Annotated in this window: 14 protein-coding genes and 1 tRNA gene; 6 read left to right on the forward strand and 9 right to left on the reverse strand. The window is 56.5% G+C overall.

Annotated features, from left to right (window positions below):
* Window positions 1-160 precede the first annotated feature (160 nt).
* The 3 genes from msrQ to GG681_RS03570 form a co-directional block, all read right to left on the reverse strand.
* Entirely contained in the window at window positions 161-784 is a 624-nt protein-coding gene (msrQ, locus tag GG681_RS03560; protein WP_153545199.1) for a protein-methionine-sulfoxide reductase heme-binding subunit MsrQ, read from the reverse strand.
* Between the two features lie 14 nt (window positions 785-798).
* The gene (gene msrP, locus GG681_RS03565) at window positions 799-1,704 is read right to left on the reverse strand and encodes a protein-methionine-sulfoxide reductase catalytic subunit MsrP (protein WP_153545201.1); all 906 of its coding nucleotides are present in this window, start codon (window positions 1,702-1,704) and stop codon (window positions 799-801) included.
* Window positions 1,705-1,776: 72 nt separating this feature from the next.
* Window positions 1,777-3,267: an FMN-binding glutamate synthase family protein gene (locus tag GG681_RS03570; protein ID WP_328593252.1), complete on the reverse strand. Its 1,491-nt coding sequence runs from the start codon at window positions 3,265-3,267 to the stop codon at window positions 1,777-1,779.
* Between the two features lie 297 nt (window positions 3,268-3,564).
* On the opposite strand from GG681_RS03570, the gene GG681_RS03575 reads away from it, so the two are divergent.
* Window positions 3,565-4,044, forward strand: a complete 480-nt coding sequence (locus GG681_RS03575; RefSeq protein ID WP_153545203.1) for a fasciclin domain-containing protein — start codon at window positions 3,565-3,567, stop codon at window positions 4,042-4,044.
* Between the two features lie 90 nt (window positions 4,045-4,134).
* On the opposite strand, the gene clpB is transcribed toward GG681_RS03575, so the two are convergent.
* Complete coding sequence (clpB, locus tag GG681_RS03580; protein ID WP_153545205.1) at window positions 4,135-6,753, reverse strand: ATP-dependent chaperone ClpB; 2,619 nt, start codon at window positions 6,751-6,753, stop codon at window positions 4,135-4,137.
* A gap of 233 nt (window positions 6,754-6,986) precedes the next feature.
* Between clpB and pyrF the strand changes: the two genes are divergently transcribed.
* A complete protein-coding gene (pyrF, locus tag GG681_RS03585; RefSeq protein ID WP_153545207.1) occupies window positions 6,987-7,715 on the forward strand; it encodes an orotidine-5'-phosphate decarboxylase in 729 nt (242 codons plus the stop codon).
* A gap of 362 nt (window positions 7,716-8,077) precedes the next feature.
* Here pyrF and GG681_RS03590 read toward each other — a convergent pair whose 3' ends face one another.
* The gene (locus GG681_RS03590) at window positions 8,078-8,497 is read right to left on the reverse strand and encodes an NUDIX hydrolase (protein ID WP_153545209.1); all 420 of its coding nucleotides are present in this window, start codon (window positions 8,495-8,497) and stop codon (window positions 8,078-8,080) included.
* Between the two features lie 81 nt (window positions 8,498-8,578).
* Between GG681_RS03590 and GG681_RS03595 the strand changes: the two genes are divergently transcribed.
* On the forward strand, window positions 8,579-9,835 hold the full coding sequence (locus GG681_RS03595; RefSeq protein ID WP_153545211.1) for a DNA polymerase IV: 1,257 nt from the start codon (window positions 8,579-8,581) through the stop codon (window positions 9,833-9,835).
* A gap of 22 nt (window positions 9,836-9,857) precedes the next feature.
* On the opposite strand, the gene GG681_RS03600 is transcribed toward GG681_RS03595, so the two are convergent.
* Window positions 9,858-10,718, reverse strand: a complete 861-nt coding sequence (locus GG681_RS03600; RefSeq protein ID WP_153545213.1) for an N-formylglutamate amidohydrolase — start codon at window positions 10,716-10,718, stop codon at window positions 9,858-9,860.
* Between the two features lie 170 nt (window positions 10,719-10,888).
* Here GG681_RS03600 and GG681_RS03605 point away from each other — a divergent pair.
* From GG681_RS03605 to GG681_RS03615, 3 genes are all read left to right on the forward strand, one after another.
* Window positions 10,889-10,963: transfer RNA gene (locus GG681_RS03605), tRNA-Val, on the forward strand.
* Window positions 10,964-11,049: 86 nt separating this feature from the next.
* Complete coding sequence (gene ykgO / locus GG681_RS03610; protein ID WP_008755722.1) at window positions 11,050-11,175, forward strand: type B 50S ribosomal protein L36; 126 nt, start codon at window positions 11,050-11,052, stop codon at window positions 11,173-11,175.
* A gap of 199 nt (window positions 11,176-11,374) precedes the next feature.
* The gene (locus GG681_RS03615; protein ID WP_153545215.1) at window positions 11,375-12,388 is read left to right on the forward strand and encodes an extracellular solute-binding protein; all 1,014 of its coding nucleotides are present in this window, start codon (window positions 11,375-11,377) and stop codon (window positions 12,386-12,388) included.
* Between the two features lie 60 nt (window positions 12,389-12,448).
* On the opposite strand, the gene GG681_RS03620 is transcribed toward GG681_RS03615, so the two are convergent.
* From GG681_RS03620 to GG681_RS03630, 3 genes are all read right to left on the reverse strand, one after another.
* Complete coding sequence (locus tag GG681_RS03620) at window positions 12,449-14,125, reverse strand: ABC transporter permease (RefSeq protein WP_153545217.1); 1,677 nt, start codon at window positions 14,123-14,125, stop codon at window positions 12,449-12,451.
* Window positions 14,126-14,441: 316 nt separating this feature from the next.
* Window positions 14,442-15,638, reverse strand: a complete 1,197-nt coding sequence (locus tag GG681_RS03625; RefSeq protein ID WP_153545219.1) for a phenylacetate--CoA ligase family protein — start codon at window positions 15,636-15,638, stop codon at window positions 14,442-14,444.
* A gap of 14 nt (window positions 15,639-15,652) precedes the next feature.
* A complete protein-coding gene (locus tag GG681_RS03630) occupies window positions 15,653-16,489 on the reverse strand; it encodes an ABC transporter ATP-binding protein (protein WP_153545221.1) in 837 nt (278 codons plus the stop codon).
* Window positions 16,490-16,496 lie beyond the last annotated feature (7 nt).

Below are 16,496 nucleotides of genomic sequence, written 5' to 3' on the forward strand. Positions count from 1 at the left end.
ACTCAGCGTCGCCGCCGCACCGTCCGGTGTGTCTCAGTAGCGCCTCAGCGCCGCCGGTGAAGGGGGTTCTAGTGCTAGTAGCCGGAGGGCGCAAGCGCTTTTTGCACTATTTTCGCATTTTTTTCATCCATCCGTCACACTGCTTGTTTTTTGGGCGCTTTCACTCGGCCTGAGCAGTCCAAAACAACAGTATTCGCAGCTTTGCGCGCTTCACCCGACTCAAAAGCAATAAACAGGCCGCTAGAAGGTAAAGAACCGGTTCAAGTTGGATCCCTTTGGCAAGCCACACATAATGTATCCCGCCCAGAAGAACCGCCAGATAAGACCCACGATGTAACAGCCGCCAGCGCGCGCCAAGTCTGCGAATGGAATAGCTGTTTGAGGTCAACGCCAAAGGCAGCAGCGGTGCAAAGCCAGCCATGCCAATGGTAATATAGGGGCGCTTGATAATATCGGTGATGATCTCACGGGGGATCTGCACATCCAGCACCAGCCAGACCAGCAGATGACCACTGACATAGTAGAAACACAAAAGCCCCAGCGCGCGCCGGAACTTCATCAGGTTTAACCCCAGATGACGACGCAGCGGAGTGACGGCCAATGACGCCAGGAGAAACTGCAGCGCCAGCGCGCCATAGCGGTGTTCAATCGCCTTGACCGGATCCACGCCCAAAGCACCGGTGAGCCCCTGGTAAAACAGATAGGGTAAGGGCAGCGCCCCCAATAGATATACCACCCAGGTGGGCAGACGACGGATCAGCCGATTCAGCTGATCCACACTCATTTTGGAAAGCACGCTCAATGGTACTTCTTGAGATCCATCCCCTCATAGAGAGACGCAACCTCATCCTCATAGCCATTAAACATCAACGTCGGCTTGCGCTTGGCAAAGAGACCACCCCCAAGCGGACGTTCAGACGCCTGGCTCCAGCGCGGATGGCTCACATTGGGGTTCACGTTTGAATAAAACCCATACTCGCGGCCATTGGCCATGTTCCAGCTGGTTTCGGGCTGTTCATCCGTCAGGGTGATTTTGACAATCGATTTGATCGATTTGTACCCGTATTTCCACGGCACCACCAGACGCAGCGGCGCGCCGTTCTGATTGGGTAGCGGTTTGCCAAAGATACCCGTTGCCATCAGGGTCAGCGGGTGCATCGCCTCATCGAGGCGCAAGCCTTCGCGGTAGGGCCATTCCAGCACCGGATAGCGGGTGCCCGGCATTTCTTCGCGGCGCAGCAGGGTTTCAAAGGCAACATATTTTGCCCCATTCTGCACGCCAGCAAGGTTCAAAAGATCCGCCAGTTCAAACCCGTTCCAGGGTACAACCATCGACCAGGCCTCAACACAGCGGAAGCGGTAGATGCGTTCCTCGATGGTCATCTCGCTGAGGATGTCGCCCAGCGTATATGAGCCGGGGCGATCCACCAGCCCGGTGATTTCCACGCTCCACGGGTCAGTCGTCATCAGATGAGCATTGGCAGCGGGATCCCCCTTGCTGGTGCCAAACTCATAGAAGTTGCAGTAGTTGGTCACATCATCCCAGCTGTTGGTCTCAAGCGCCGCTTGCGCCTGTGCGGATTGCCCAGCCATAGCGGCAAGCCCGCTGCCAGCAAGCCCTGCAAGGATTTTGCGGCGATTCCAGAACACCGCTTCAGGTGTGACATCCGCAGCGGACAGGTCGTTCTTCCAACGGTGCGCCATGCCGATCTCCTTTAGAATTGGTTTGACTTCTTTTGTAGGTCAGCGCCCTGCCAGGGCTCAAAACATTTAACGTCACGACTGCGCGACGGCACTGTAACTTGGCATCAATTCATTCATGGGCCGTGAATGCCCCCCTTCCTGCATAATACGCACATGGCGGCGGCGGATCTGGCGGGGTTCGGCCACACCAACGGAATGGGCAATGACTTCGACCTCATGGATGATTTCGCGGGCGTAACGCGCCACGCGTTTGTATTTCTCTGTGACCACCAGCCCTTTTTGAAAACGAGGGTCATGGGTGGTGATCCCGGTGGGGCAGGTATTCTTGTTACATTTGAGCGCCTGAATGCAGCCCAGCGAAAACATAAAACCACGCGCGGAAGTGATGAAATCCGCCCCCGCAGCCAAGGCCCAGGCCACATCACCGGGATTGACCAGCTTGCCACTTGCAATCAGGCGCACACGATCACGCAGCCCATATTCATCGCGCAGATCACAAACCATGGGCAGGGCTTCACGTACGGACATCCCCACCAGATCCATCAGCGGCATGGGCGCAGCCCCTGTGCCACCTTCGCCACCATCAATGGTGATGAAATCGGGCGCATCCGCGCTGCGGCTAGCAATATTCATGAACATCTCTCGCATCACCGCTTCGCCACCCACTACGGTTTTGATGCCAACAGGTTTGCCGGTCACCTCGCGCACATGGGCAATCATATCCAACAGCTCGTCCCAGCTGCCGATTTCAGGATGTCGATTGGGCGATATACTGGCCTCCCCTTCGCGAATGCCTCGGATCGCGGCGATCTCTGCATTCACTTTGGCAGCGGGAAGGATGCCACCCTTGCCCGGCTTTGCCCCTTGTGAAAGTTTGATCTCAAACATGCGCACCTGCTCATGGGCGGCCACAGCACTCAGTTTATCGTCACTGATGCCCCCTTCGGACGCGCGCACGCCGTATTTTGCGGTGCCGATCTGAAACACGATATCGCAGCCCCCTTCGAGGTGAAACGGGCTTACGCCGCCCTCGCCGGTATTCAGCCAAACGCCCGCCTCGGCGGCACCCCGGCTCAACGCCTGAACCGCGGGCTTTGACAGCGCACCGTAGCTCATGCCGGAAATGTTAAAAATCGAAGGCGCATGATAGGGCACACGCGCAGTGGGCCCAATTTCCAGCGGCGCGCTTTTGGCAAAATCCGCATCAAGCTTGGGAAAAGGTGCGTTCACAAAGATCGGAGTGCCCGGCACCGTGATATTGCGGGTGGACCCAAAAGCAATGGTGTTGCCCGCCCCTTCGGACGCGCGGCCAACCCATTCCCGCTGGGCACGGTTAAACGGCAACTCTTCGCGGTCCATTGCAAAGAAATACTGCCGGAAGAATTCACCAAGCTCGGAAAAGATATGGCGGAAGCGGCCTATCACCGGGTAGTTGCGCCGAATGGCATCCTTGGTCTGGCGCCGATCAATGGCAAACAGCACCCCTGCGACCAGCAACACCACCCCCATCAGCAACACAAACACATATGTCAGCAGCTCAATCGCGTAAAATGCAAACCCCACCGGCACCCTCCCTCAGCTGGATAATTCTGGCTCTGACTGCCTTTTGCGGATCCCCGCAGCAAAGCAACCACTTCCCTATGTAATGTGATGCGTGCGCCAAATCTGCACTGCTGCAAAATCAAGTCTATTTTTCACATTAAAGTGACTGGAAATCCGCGATGGCGCGCGCTTGGGGCGATGCTCTTGCAGGTCAAACCTGAAACATCTGCTTTTTTCCTGAACCAATCCACGCAAACCGCCGTAACCCCGACATCGCCTTCAGACATGAGGGCTGTCCACCATACGAGGAGACTTTCGATGTTACGCCGTACCTTTATGACCCTGAGCGCCCTGACCGTGTTTGCCCTGCCTGCCTGCGCTGACGGGCATTCCAAGGATATTGTTGATACCGCAGTGGGCGCGGGTAGTTTCACCACTCTGGTCGCTGCCGTTCAGGCTGCGGGCTTTGTCGACACGCTCAAAGGGGATGGGCCCTTTACCGTATTTGCGCCAACCGATGATGCGTTTGCGGCCCTGCCCGAAGGCACAGTAGAGACCCTGCTGAAACCCGAGAACAAGGATCAGTTGGTTTCAATCCTGACCTACCACGTGGTGCCGGGGGCGGTGAAATCGACTGATCTCAGCGACGGGATGAAAGCAGCAACTGTTCAAGGCAGCGCAGTGACCATTGGCGCCTCTGATGGGGTAACGGTTGATGGCGCCAATGTGGTTCAGGCTGACATCCTGGCCTCCAACGGGGTGATCCATGTGATTGATGCGGTCATCCTGCCGAAGTGATCATCACACACAAAACGCGCCGGATCCCCGGCGCGTTTATTACATTATATATATGTCGTGGCTTGATATATATGTCGTGGCTTGGACTGATTAATGCACCACCGCGGCATCCGGGCGCGGGCGATCGGTACTGCCAACACGGTCACCAATAACAAGCCCTTCTGCCCCAGCAGTAACCGTGACCGTATCACCATCCAAAATATCGCCCGCCAACAGCATCTCAGCCAGTGGGTTTTGCAGCGCACGCTGGATGACACGTTTCAAAGGCCGTGCACCAAACACCGGATCATAACCTTCATCTGCAAGCCAGGTTTTGGCCGCTTCATCCAGCTCAAGCGCGATCTTGCGCCCGGCAAGGCGTTTGAACAGCCGTGACAGCTGGATCGAGACGATCCCATCCATGTCATCGCGCGCAAGCCGATCAAAGATGATGGTCTCATCCAACCGGTTGAGGAACTCTGGCCGGAAATGCGCTTTTACTGCGTCCATCACATCCCGTTTGGCATCAGATGCATCCGCGCCTTCGGGCAGCTGGCTCAACGCCTGTGCGCCAAGGTTTGACGTCAAAATGATCAGCGTCTGTTTGAAATCAACCGTGCGGCCCTGACCATCGGTCAGCTGGCCATCATCCAGAACCTGCAACAATACGTTGAACACATCTGGATGCGCTTTTTCGACCTCATCAAACAATACCACCTGATAGGGTCTGCGCCGCACGGCCTCAGTTAAAACACCGCCCTCATCATAGCCAACATAGCCGGGAGGCGCGCCGATCAGACGGGCCACCGCGTGTTTTTCCATATATTCGGACATATCCACCCGAACCATGGCGCTGTCATCGTCAAACAGGAAATTCGCCACAGCTTTGGTCAGTTCGGTCTTACCCACGCCGGTTGGCCCCAAAAACAGGAACGATCCCAGCGGGCGGTTTTCATCATTGAGCCCAGCACGTGCCCGGCGCACTGCGTTTGAAAGCGCCGTCACCGCAGCATTCTGGCCGATGACCCGCGCGTGCAGCTCATCTTCCATGCGCAGCAGTTTTTCCCGCTCCCCTTCGAGCATGCGTGAGGTCGGAATACCGGTCCAGCGTTCGACCACGGCGGCGATTTGCTCGGGGCGCACCGCTTCCTCGACCATCAGCCCCTGCTGTTCTTTTTCATCTGCATCGGCGAGCTGTTTTTCCAACTTAGGGATCACCCCATAAGACAGCTCACCCGCGCGGGCGAAATCACCGTTCCGGGTTGCGATCTCCAGATCAGAACGCGCTTTTTCCAGATGCTCTTTCACCTCGGTCGCAGACGCAAGCTTGTCCCGCTCGGCCTGCCATTGGGCGGTCATCTCGGCGGATTGCTCCTGCAGGTCTGAGAGCTCTTTTTGCAGCCGCTCCAACCGGTCCTTGGACGCGACGTCCTCTTCCAGCTTCAGTGCTTCTTCCTCGATCTGCAATTGCAGGATCTGACGATCCAGCGCATCCAGCTCTTCGGGTTTGCTGTCCACCTGCATCCGCAGACGGCTTGCAGCCTCATCCACCAGATCGATGGCCTTATCCGGCAGGAAGCGATCGGTGATGTAGCGGCTCGACAGTGTTGCCGCAGACACCAGCGCCGCATCGGCAATGCGCACCCCGTGATGAAGCTCATATTTTTCCTTGATGCCGCGCAGGATCGACACGGTGTCTTCCACCGTGGGCTCTGCAATCACAACCGGCTGGAACCGACGTGCAAGCGCTGCATCTTTTTCCACATATTTGCGGTATTCATCGAGCGTGGTGGCCCCAATGCAATGCAACTCTCCACGGGCAAGCGCAGGTTTAATCAGGTTCGCCGCGTCCATGGCGCCGTCAGACTTCCCGGCCCCAACCAGCGTGTGCATCTCATCGATGAACAGCACAATCTCACCGGCGGCTTCGCTTACTTCGGTCAGCACCGCTTTGAGACGTTCCTCAAACTCACCGCGGTATTTCGCGCCCGCGATCAACGCCCCCATATCAAGAGACAGCAATTGTTTGTCGCGCAGACTTTCCGGCACATCACCATTCACGATACGCAGCGCCATGCCTTCGGCAATGGCAGTTTTACCCACGCCAGGTTCACCAATCAGAACCGGGTTGTTCTTGGTGCGCCGCGACAGCACCTGCATCGCGCGGCGGATTTCTTCGTCGCGGCCAATGATAGGGTCAATCTTGCCCTCACGCGCCCGTTCAGTAAGATCCAGCGCGTATTTCTTGAGCGCATCATAGCCTTCCTCAGCGGTGGCACTGTCAGCGGTGCGACCTTTGCGGATGTCATTGATTGCTTCGTTCAGTTTCTGCGCCGAAACGTCACCCGCAACCAGCGAGTCCTTGGCTTTGGATTTCACCAAAGCAAGCGCCATCAGCAGGCGTTCCACCGGTACAAAACTGTCACCCGCTTTGTCGGCTATTTTGGCCGCTTCATCCAGCACCTTGGCGGTCTGGCCATCCAGATAGATCTGGCCTGCATCGCCTGACACTTTTGGCAGCTTCTCAACCGCAGCCTCAACAGATTCGACCACCCGCGACGGAGAGCCCCCCGCGCGCGAAATCAGGTTGCTTGCCAGCCCCTGATCGTCATCCATCAATGCCTTGAGAAGATGTTCCGGCACCATCCGTTGATGCCCCTCACGCAGCGCAATGGTCTGCGCCGCCTGCACGAATCCCCGTGCCCGCTCTGTGAACTTATTCAAGTCCATCACGTTCTCCTTTTTACAAGCGCCCGCATCAGGTGGAACGCCCGCTTGGCAGCACGTCCCGGTTCGGGCCTCAATATCAGATTTGGGCAGTTTCCCTGCCACTTCAAGACTATGCGCCAGAATCACTGATATTTCCCTGATGTGACGCAAATTCTGCAGAATTCAGGGCTTTTCAGCCGCGCCCTGCACCATTAGGAAAGCGCAAGATCCCCACCAGACCGGAGAGTATGACGATGAGCCAGCCCACAGCAGACGACCGCCTGATTGTAGCCATGGATGTTCCCAATGCCATTGCTGGTCTGAAACTGGCAGAGCAGATCGGTGATCTGGCGTCTTTTTATAAGATTGGCCTTGGCATGCTGACCAGCGGCGGGCTTGCGCTTGCAAATGAGCTGAAACAGGAACACGGCAAACGCATCTTCCTTGATATGAAGCTCTTTGACATTGGTGCCACCGTAGAAAACGCGGTGCGGGGTCTGGCGCAGTTTGATCTCGATTTTCTCACGGTGCACGGCGATCCCTATGTGGTCAAAGCCGCAAAAGAAGGTGCCGGTGGCAAGGATATGAAAATCCTCGCAGTGACAATTCTGACATCACTGGACCGTCAGGATCTTGACGGCGCGCTGATCAAAGGAGGCGCAATCAAAGATCTGGTGCAGGAACGTGCAGGCAACGCTTTTGCGGCAGGGGCCGATGGTGTGATTGCCAGCCCGCAAGAAGCCGCATTGATCCGCGCCCTGCCCGAAGCGAATGGCAAGCTGATCGTCACCCCCGGTGTGCGCCCTGCTGGTGCTGACCTCGGTGATCAAAAACGTGTCGCCACGCCCGCAAATGCAATTGCGGATGGCGCAGATCACATCGTGGTGGGACGCCCGATCTGGAAAGCAGCAAATCCCCGCGCTGCGACCCAGGCAATTCTATCGGAACTCAACAGCCCGCAAGCACAAGCACCAAACCGCTAAGGTATTGGGTGAGTCGGACGCAAAACCGTTGCGCGCGCAACTTAATTACCCAAACCCAGGGCGTGAAGAAATATTTTATTTCACACCCCCATATTATCCTTCAACGATGCTTGACGTAGATTTAATTCACGTCAAGCATCTGGGATTGCTTTCCTTTTCCAACAGAAACTGACGCAAGCAAAAAAATTGCGTGTGGCAGAATGGCAACGGCCTGTTGCGCAAAGATAGATTCGCGCCACAGCTTTCTTTGCGCAAACCAGAGCGGGATGGGAACCTATAGGTAAGACACTCCCCTGACGGACTTGATCTTCCTGTAGTCCGTCAACTTCCCCCGCTTTGGCGGGGGACTTTGTGTGAAGGGCCTAGTCCCACAGCTCAACGCTTCTGGCATCCAGATAATCTTGCAAACGTGTTTTGAAATTGGGCACCGCCATCGGATGGCTGCAATAGGTTTCTGCGCTCATCAGCTCCCAACGCTGCCCTTCATCCCCCAGCGCAACCTCAGTCAGTCGTGACGCCGGCAGATGGGCCGCAAAGAACCACGACACATGACCATCGTGCAGATATGAACGCTCCCAAACGATGTCGATCTCTTCCAGGCGAATACTCAACTCTTCTTCGGTTTCACGCAGCGCACAGGCCTTGGGGCTTTCATCTCCCTCTCGTCCGCCACCGGGCAGATCCCAATGGTTTGGAAACGGGATATCGGGTTTGTCATCGCGCAACATCACTGCCAATTTGTCGCCGATAAACAGGGCCAGCTTCGCACCGTAAAATGACATACTCACCCTCGTAATCACTAAAGACAATTCCTGCGCCAATAGATAGGATGGCCACTCCCACGCTTCAACCGATGACCCAAGATGCCCGCCTTTTGCCGCGACTGCCTGCACCCTGTTGCGCCCGATACGCGCCGCTGCCCCAAGTGCCGCAGCCCGCGTATTCTGGCCCATGCAGAGCTTCATTCTCTGACGATCGCCCATATGGATTGTGATGCATTTTACGCCAGCGTGGAAAAACGCGACAATCCAGAGATAGCCGACAAACCTGTTATCGTCGGCGGCGGGCACCGCGGTGTGGTGTCTACGGCCTGTTATCTGGCCCGTATTCGTGGCGTACGCTCGGCAATGCCGATGTTTCAGGCGCTTAAACTCTGTCCCGAAGCGGTGGTCGTCAAACCCCGGATGGAGGTCTATTCAGACGTCAGCCGCCAGGTGCGCGCCATGATGGATGAACTGACGCCAGTGGTTGAGCCGCTGTCACTCGATGAGGCGTTCATGGATCTGACCGGCACCGAAAAGCTCCACGGTGCGCCACCTGCTGTAATGCTTGCCCGGCTGACAAAACGTATGAAAGATGAGCTTGGGATTACCGGATCCATTGGGCTCAGCCATAATAAGTTCCTCGCCAAAGTGGCATCTGACCTGGATAAACCCCGCGGTTTTGCCGTGATTGGTCTTGCAGAAACACAGGATTTCCTGCGCGACAAGCCGGTGCGCTTGATCTGGGGCATTGGCCCCGCGGCGCAAGCCTCGCTCGACAAGGCCGGGATTCGAAGCTTTGACGATCTCCTGCGGTGGGAGAAACAGGATCTCAGCAATCGGTTTGGCAGTATGGGAGAACGTCTGTGGCACCTCGCGCGCGGTGAAGACAAACGCCGGGTGTCATCGCGCACGCCGATGAAGTCCATTTCCAATGAAACTACGTTTTTTGAAGACACCTCCCATCTTGAGCTGCTCGACGGGCATCTGTGGCGACTGGCTGAAAAGGTATCCTCACGCGCCAAGGCCCGTGATTTTGCGGGCCGGGTGGTGACGCTGAAATTGAAACGCGCCAATCATTCATCCCTGACGCGGCGCACCTCATTGCGGGACGCTACCCAGATTGCGGATCAGATCTACCGGACCGCACGCGACATGTTGAACAACACTCTTTCCGAGGGTCCGTTTCGATTGATTGGCTGCGGCCTGTCAGATTTGGTTCCTGCGTCCGAAGCTGATAAAACCGGCGACCTGCTGGACCCAAAGGCAGGCCAGCGCGCACAGGCTGAGCAAGCCTCAGATGCGATTCGCAAGAAATTTGGCAAAGATGCCATCGTAAAAGGGCGCGCCCTGCGCTGAGCGTTTCACATGAAACGCAGCATCATTCTGCCGCAAAGGGCAGCTGCTCTTCGCCCAAAGACACCAGATCCGCAACCACACCGGCCAAAGCATCGCGTAGATCCACAAAACCACGGTGCAGTTCTAGCTTTTGTTCATCCATATAAAGCGAGCGGTCGATTTCCACCTGAATTGCGTGCTGCCCATCCGACGGACGTCCATAGCGCTGGGTGATATAGGCACCCGCAAAGGGCGCATTGCGCGCAACACTCAACCCCGCGCGCGTAAAGGCCGCTTCCACCTCATCCATCACCTCAGATGACGCCGAGGCACCGAAACGATCCCCCAGCACAATCTCCGCTTTGCGTTGGTTGCGCATCACCGGTTCGCCAATTGCCTCATGCGGCATGGAATGACAGTCGACCAGCAGGGCCATGCCAAATTCCGACCGGGTGCTTTGCATCAGCAGTTCCAGCTGGTTGTGGTAAGGCGTCCAGTATTTTTCCAGCCGCTCATCCGCCTCGTGCCGGCTGATTTTTCCTGAATAAATCGCCCGCCCATTGGCCACCACGCGCGGAATCACCCCAAGACCTGAGGCAACGCGGGGATTTTGCCCCTTTTTGGGCACGCCTAGAATCAGAGCCGAATCTAATTCATCCGAGGCCCGGTTGAGATCAACATAGGCGCGCGGCGCCACCGCTGATAACAATGGCGCCCCCAATTTGGGCGCAACAGCAAACAATCGATCCACATAAGCATCGGATGAGCTGCGAATCTGCTGATCATTCAGCACCGAATTCGCAAGAAAATCGTCGAAATAGCAATCACCACTGTGCGGAGAGGCAAATACCACGCCAGAGCGCTGGCGCTGCGGTAATTGCAATCGAAAAGCGGTGTCGACCATGACGTTTCCCAAAACGACTCTGAAAATTTGTTACAAGATACACCTTAGACCGGAAATTCAGATGCCAAAAGCTCTTGCACCTGTTTGCGACTCTTATTATAGACCCCTTCACCGGCGCGGACTTCCGCGCTCCTTTAATTTAAGGGGCAGGAGAAAGTGCAGGTAATCATGGGCGATTAGCTCAGTGGTAGAGCACTTCGTTGACATCGAAGGGGTCACAAGTTCGAACCTTGTATCGCCCACCATGATTTCATTGTTTTGATCTGGCGGACAGATCAGAACACCCGTAACCCAGGCGCTGGTTCGCGCGCCGCAGAACAGGAGACAGGCCATGAAGGTCAAGAACTCGCTCCGCTCGCTCAAGAACCGGCATCGTGATTGCCGCATTGTGCGTCGCAAGGGCCGCGTATATGTGATCAACAAAACCCAGCGCAAATTCAAAGCGCGCCAGGGTTAAGATCATCCGCAAGAATTTACGAAAAGCCGTATCGTTTGATGCGGCTTTTTTGTGTTTCAGAGAATTGTGCGACAATTGGCCGAGCAATATCCCGACCAATACACTCAGATTTTAGTTGCATCAGTCCCAAAATCAACTAATTCATTCTCCAACTGGGCCCTGCCCTGCATGGTATTTCTTTGATACGGGACATTCCAAAATGACTGCAAACCCCCTCGTGATCGGTGCTCTCACCGCGGTTGTCGCCACTTCTGCCGCCGCAGAAGGTGAGCTCAACATCTACTCCGCGCGCCACTATGACACCGACGAAAGCCTTTATGGCGAATTCGAAGAAGCCACCGGAATCACCGTCAACCGTATCGAAGGCAATTCAGACGAGCTGCTGGCGCGTATGAAGGCAGAAGGTGCAAACTCTCCGGCGGATGTGTTCATCACGGTTGATACCTCACGCCTGTCGCGTGCCAAAAACGCAGGCGTGCTGCAATCTATCGACAGTGCTGTGCTCGAAGAGCGTATCCCCACCAACCTACAAGACGCCGACAACCAGTGGTTTGGGTTTTCCCAGCGTTCGCGCATCATCTTCTATAGCAAAGAGAACACCAAAAACGTTCCACAGACCTATCTCGATCTCGCCAAGCCCGAGTTCAAAGGCAAGGTCTGCATCCGCTCGTCGCGCAACACCTACAACCAGACACTGCTTGCAGCCATCGTCACCCACCACGGTGAAGACGCAGCCAAAGACTGGGCTGCAGGTATCGTTGACAACATGGCCCGCCCACCAAAGGGCGGCGACATTGACCAGCTGCGCGGTCTGGTGTCCGGTGAATGTGAAGTGGCGGTATCCAACAGCTATTACTTTGCCCGCGCCATCCGCAAAAACGTCAAAGGCGTCTCTGACAATCTCGATCAGATCGGCTGGATCTTCCCCTCGCAAGACACCGTTGGTGCCCACATGAACCTGTCTGGCGCTGGTGTTGCGGTGAACGCGCCCAACAAAGAGAACGCGATCAAGTTCCTTGAGTATCTCGCCTCTGACAGTGCGCAGAAATACTTTTCATGGGGCAATGACGAATTTCCGGTTGTTGCCGGTGTTGAGCGCGCGCCCAGCGTAAAAGAGCTTGGTGAGTTCAAAGCAGACGATGTGCTGCTGTCGGATGTTGCGCAAAACATCCCGGTTGCGCAGAAGATCTTCAATGAGGTGGACTGGAAATAGCCGCTCCCCCTAGGGACCCATTTTAAGGCGTGGCGGGCAACCTCCGCGCCTTTTTCATGTTTAGCGTCGCCCCACCTGACGACAGATCAGGATCACCGGGATAAGCCCAAGCGCAACAATCACCAATGACGGCACAGCCGCCCCCTCCAGCCGCTCATCCGCGGCCAACCGGTGTGCCTGCACGGCCAGCGTGTCAAAATTAAACGGACGCATGATCAGGGTCGCGGGCAGCTCTTTCATCACATCAACAAACACGATGAGCAGCGCAGTCAGCACACTAGGGGTAAGCAGCGGCAAGTGTACCCGGCGCAGCATCCCCATCGGCGTCTGGCCCAATGAGCGCGCCGCAGCGTCCATATTGGAATGTACCGTCGCCATCCCGCCTTCATAGGCGCCCAAAGCCGCTGACAGAAACCGCACCATATAGGCGGCAACCAGCAACCATATTGATCCCGTCACCAACAACCCGGTGCGAATATCAAAGGTTTCACGCATCCAGGCATCCAGCGCATTATCAAACGCTGCAAAGGGCACCAACAGCCCCACCGCAATCACCCCACCCGGCACCGCATAGCCAAGCCGCGCAATATAAGACGCCGCCGCCGACAGCCGTCCGGGTTGCAGGCGCTGAAAAAGCCCCAGAAAGATCGCGGCGCTTACCGTGATCACCGCAGCCACCCCTGCAAGCGTCAGCGAGTTTTTGATAAAGCCAATATAGCGGCGGCTCAAAAGGTTCTGCTCGGAATCAAAGCTCATATCAAACAGCACGATGACCGGCAGCACGAACCCCAGAAACAGCGGTAGCCCGCAGGCCACCCAGGCCAGCACCCGCGCGCGGCCTTTTAGCTCCACAGGTGTCATCTTTCCGGCCTGCTTGCCCGCATGATGATAGCGGGCGCGGCCCCGGCTGATCCGCTCACTCACAGAGAGGAACAGCGAAAACACCAACAGACACAACGCCAACTGCGCCGCCCCACCCCGATCGGCAAGCGCAAACCAGCTGGTGTAAATTCCGGTGGCAAAGGTCTGCACCCCGAAATAGGACACGGTGCCAAAATCGGCGACCGTTTCCATCACCGCAAGCAACACACCCGTGGCAATCGCCGGGCGCGCCATCGGCAGGCTGACCCGCCAAAACGCCTGCAAGGGTGTATTCCCAAGCGCCCGCGCCGCCTGAAACGCACCTGACGATTGCTGCAAAAACGCGGCCCGCGCCAGAAGATAGACATAGGGATAAAGAACCAACACCAGCATTAGCGCCGCACCGGGCAGTGAACGCACCTCAGGGAACCAATAATCGCGCGGCCCCCAGCCGGTAACGTCCCGCAGGGTGGATTGCACGATGCCGGGATGATCCAGAATATAGGTATAAGCATAGGCCAGCACGTATGCAGGGAACGCCAAAGGCAGAACCAGCAGCATTTCAAACAGGCGCACACCGGGAAACCGCGTCATGGTTACCAGCCAGGCGGCCCCCACCCCGGTAAGCAGGGTTCCCACAGCCACCAAAGCCACCAGATAGGCCGTAGTGCCAGCGTAGCGGGGCAGAACCGTCTCTGCCAGATGGCTCACCGTGTCGATGCCACCTGTCAACGCGGCCACAATAACCGCCAGCATTGGCAAAAGGCACGCGGCCGCGATGACCATGCTCATGCGTCTGAAAATACGATTGCTCGCCTTAAGTCCGCCACGGCGACCATGGGGAGCATATGTTTTTTCAGGTTCAACGGCAGTCATGTGGGGCTCTATTTGGAAATGGTGCCCGTTTCTCCACCATTTCACTCAAGAATACCAGTATCAAACGAACATGAGAAAGCGGCCCCAAGTCTGAACCGCTGCCTCTGCCATCCTCACATTTGCCTCTGAGGGCTCTTCAATTGGCGTTGCTCGCAGCGACATCAGCTGAAAGCTCGTACGCAGCCACCCTTTTGTGGTCAACTGACTGATCCCTGTTCGGACACGTTGGCGGGTGTTTTGACCGGTCACCCCGATTTAGATCAAACAACAAAAAAGGGGCGCAAAACTGCGCCCCTGGACCAATATTTTTGGCCTCTCAATCGTAGACGCGCTGATCTTCGATCACCAGACCGTCACGCGGCAGCACACCGGGAGCCACAACCTCGATCTGGCCTTTCAGCTTCAACACTTCCGCAACCGAGCGCGCGAATTGCATCTGATCACCGCCATCCGCTTCGATCTGCACTGTCATCTGGTCCATTTCACCATCGCGTTGGGCAATGACACGGGCGCGTTTGATCTCAGAATGTTTGTCGACCAGTGCTGCTACCTGCTCGGGACGCACAAACATGCCTTTGATCTTGGTGGTCTGATCCGCGCGGCCCATCCAGCCCTTGATGCGCAGATTGGTGCGACCGCAGGGAGAAAGCCCCGGCATCACCGCGCTCAGATCGCCAGTGGCAAAACGAATAAGCGGGTAATCCGCATTGAGCGTGGTCACAACAACCTCACCCACTTCGCCGGGTTGAACAGGTGTGCCGGTTCCGGGAGTGACGATTTCGAGCACCACATGCTCATCCACAATCATGCCTTCCATCGCCGCCGTTTCATAAGCGATATTGCCCAGATCAGCGGTTGCGTAGCTTTGCAGACAGGCAATGCCGCGATCCGCATATTCCTGGCGCAGCGATGGAAACAGCGCACCACCACCCACAACAGCCTTGGAGAAGTTGAGCGCAACGCCCATGCTGTCTGCCTTGTCGAGGATGATTTTCAGATAATCCGGCGTGCCTGCATAGGCGGTGGCACAGACGTCCCGCGCCGCCGTGACCTGTAATTCGGTCTGGCCGGTGCCCGCAGGAAGAATCCGCGCGCCAACAGCCCGTGCACCGCTTTCAAAGATCATACCTGCAGGCGTCAAATGATAGCCAAAGCAGTTCTGGATCACATCGCCCTTGCCCACACCAGCCGCATGCAAAAACCGCCCCATGCGCCACCAGTCGTGGCTCACGCCACCGGGTTCGTAAATTGGCCCAGGTGATTGGAAAACATGCAAGATGTCACCTACCGGCACATTGCCAAAAGGTGGCTGCTCATTCTGCGCGCGCACCATGTCAGATTTGCGCAGAACCGGCAGCTTTGCCAGATCTGACAGATCCTTGAGCGGCGCAACATCCTGCAGATAGGATCCGGGCGCCGCACAGACACGTGCGATCTGCTCATTTACACCTGCCAGCAAGGCCGCATCGCGGGCATCCTGAGAGCGTGTTTCCAAAGTATCGAAGTATTGCATAAACACGCTCCTCCTTAGCTCAACCACCGCTTCCGACGCCGGTACGAACGCACATCACGGAAACTCTTGCGTCCTTCGTCGGACATGCCGAGGTAAAATTCTTTTACATCCGGGTTTTCCCGCAGCTCATTGGCAGGGCCATCCATCACGACACGGCCGGATTCCAGAATGTAGCCGTAATGCGCATAACGCAGCGCAACACTGGTGTTCTGCTCCGCCAGCAAGAAGGTAACGCCTTCTTTTTCGTTCACTTCTTTCACGATCTCAAAGATCTGCTCTACCAGCTGCGGTGCAAGCCCCATAGACGGCTCATCCAGCAAAATCGTCTCGGGGCGGCTCATCAGAGCGCGGCCCATGGCAACCATTTGCTGCTCCCCGCCCGAGGTATAGCCCGCCTGGCTTTTGCGGCGTTCTTTCAGGCGTGGGAAATAGGAATAGACCATTTCAAGGTCTTTCTTGATCTCCGCTGCGCCATCTCCGCGTGTATAGGCGCCTGACAGCAGGTTTTCCTCAACTGTCAGGTGCTCGAAACAGTGACGTCCTTCCATCACCTGAACCACGCCGCGCTTTACCAATCCGGCTGGATCCAGCTGGTGCACATTGTCACCACGATACGCAACGGAGCCTTTGGTCACTTCGCCGCGCTCAGACTGCAGCAAATTCGAAATCGCCTTAAGCGTGGTGGTCTTGCCCGCGCCATTGCCACCCAAAAGCGCAATGATCGATCCTTTGGGCACCGTCAGGCTTACCCCTTTGAGGACCAGGATCACGTGGTTGTAAATCACCTCGATATTGTTGACTTCCAACAATTTCTCGGTGCTGAGTTCTGGTGTCGTTTCGCTGTCCAGCATGTCCCAA

Source organism: Tritonibacter aquimaris (genome assembly GCF_009617595.1).
Classification (GTDB): Bacteria; Pseudomonadota; Alphaproteobacteria; order Rhodobacterales; family Rhodobacteraceae; genus Epibacterium; species Epibacterium aquimaris.

Excerpts from the sequence above, each read along its gene's own strand:
- GG681_RS03600 (WP_153545213.1), bottom strand. The coding sequence starts at position 10,718 with ATGGTCGACACCGCTTTTCGATTGCAATTACCGCAGCGCCAGCGCTCT.
- GG681_RS03630 (WP_153545221.1), bottom strand. The coding sequence starts at position 16,489 with ATGCTGGACAGCGAAACGACACCAGAACTCAGCACCGAGAAATTGTTG.
- pyrF (WP_153545207.1), top strand. The coding sequence starts at position 6,987 with ATGAGCCAGCCCACAGCAGACGACCGCCTGATTGTAGCCATGGATGTT.
- GG681_RS03625 (WP_153545219.1), bottom strand. The coding sequence starts at position 15,638 with ATGCAATACTTCGATACTTTGGAAACACGCTCTCAGGATGCCCGCGAT.
- clpB (WP_153545205.1), bottom strand. The coding sequence starts at position 6,753 with ATGGACTTGAATAAGTTCACAGAGCGGGCACGGGGATTCGTGCAGGCG.
- msrQ (WP_153545199.1), bottom strand. The coding sequence starts at position 784 with ATGAGTGTGGATCAGCTGAATCGGCTGATCCGTCGTCTGCCCACCTGG.
- GG681_RS03595 (WP_153545211.1), top strand. The coding sequence starts at position 8,579 with ATGCCCGCCTTTTGCCGCGACTGCCTGCACCCTGTTGCGCCCGATACG.
- GG681_RS03575 (WP_153545203.1), top strand. The coding sequence starts at position 3,565 with ATGTTACGCCGTACCTTTATGACCCTGAGCGCCCTGACCGTGTTTGCC.
- GG681_RS03590 (WP_153545209.1), bottom strand. The coding sequence starts at position 8,497 with ATGTCATTTTACGGTGCGAAGCTGGCCCTGTTTATCGGCGACAAATTG.
- ykgO (WP_008755722.1), top strand. The coding sequence starts at position 11,050 with ATGAAGGTCAAGAACTCGCTCCGCTCGCTCAAGAACCGGCATCGTGAT.
- msrP (WP_153545201.1), bottom strand. The coding sequence starts at position 1,704 with ATGGCGCACCGTTGGAAGAACGACCTGTCCGCTGCGGATGTCACACCT.
- GG681_RS03620 (WP_153545217.1), bottom strand. The coding sequence starts at position 14,125 with ATGACTGCCGTTGAACCTGAAAAAACATATGCTCCCCATGGTCGCCGT.
- GG681_RS03615 (WP_153545215.1), top strand. The coding sequence starts at position 11,375 with ATGACTGCAAACCCCCTCGTGATCGGTGCTCTCACCGCGGTTGTCGCC.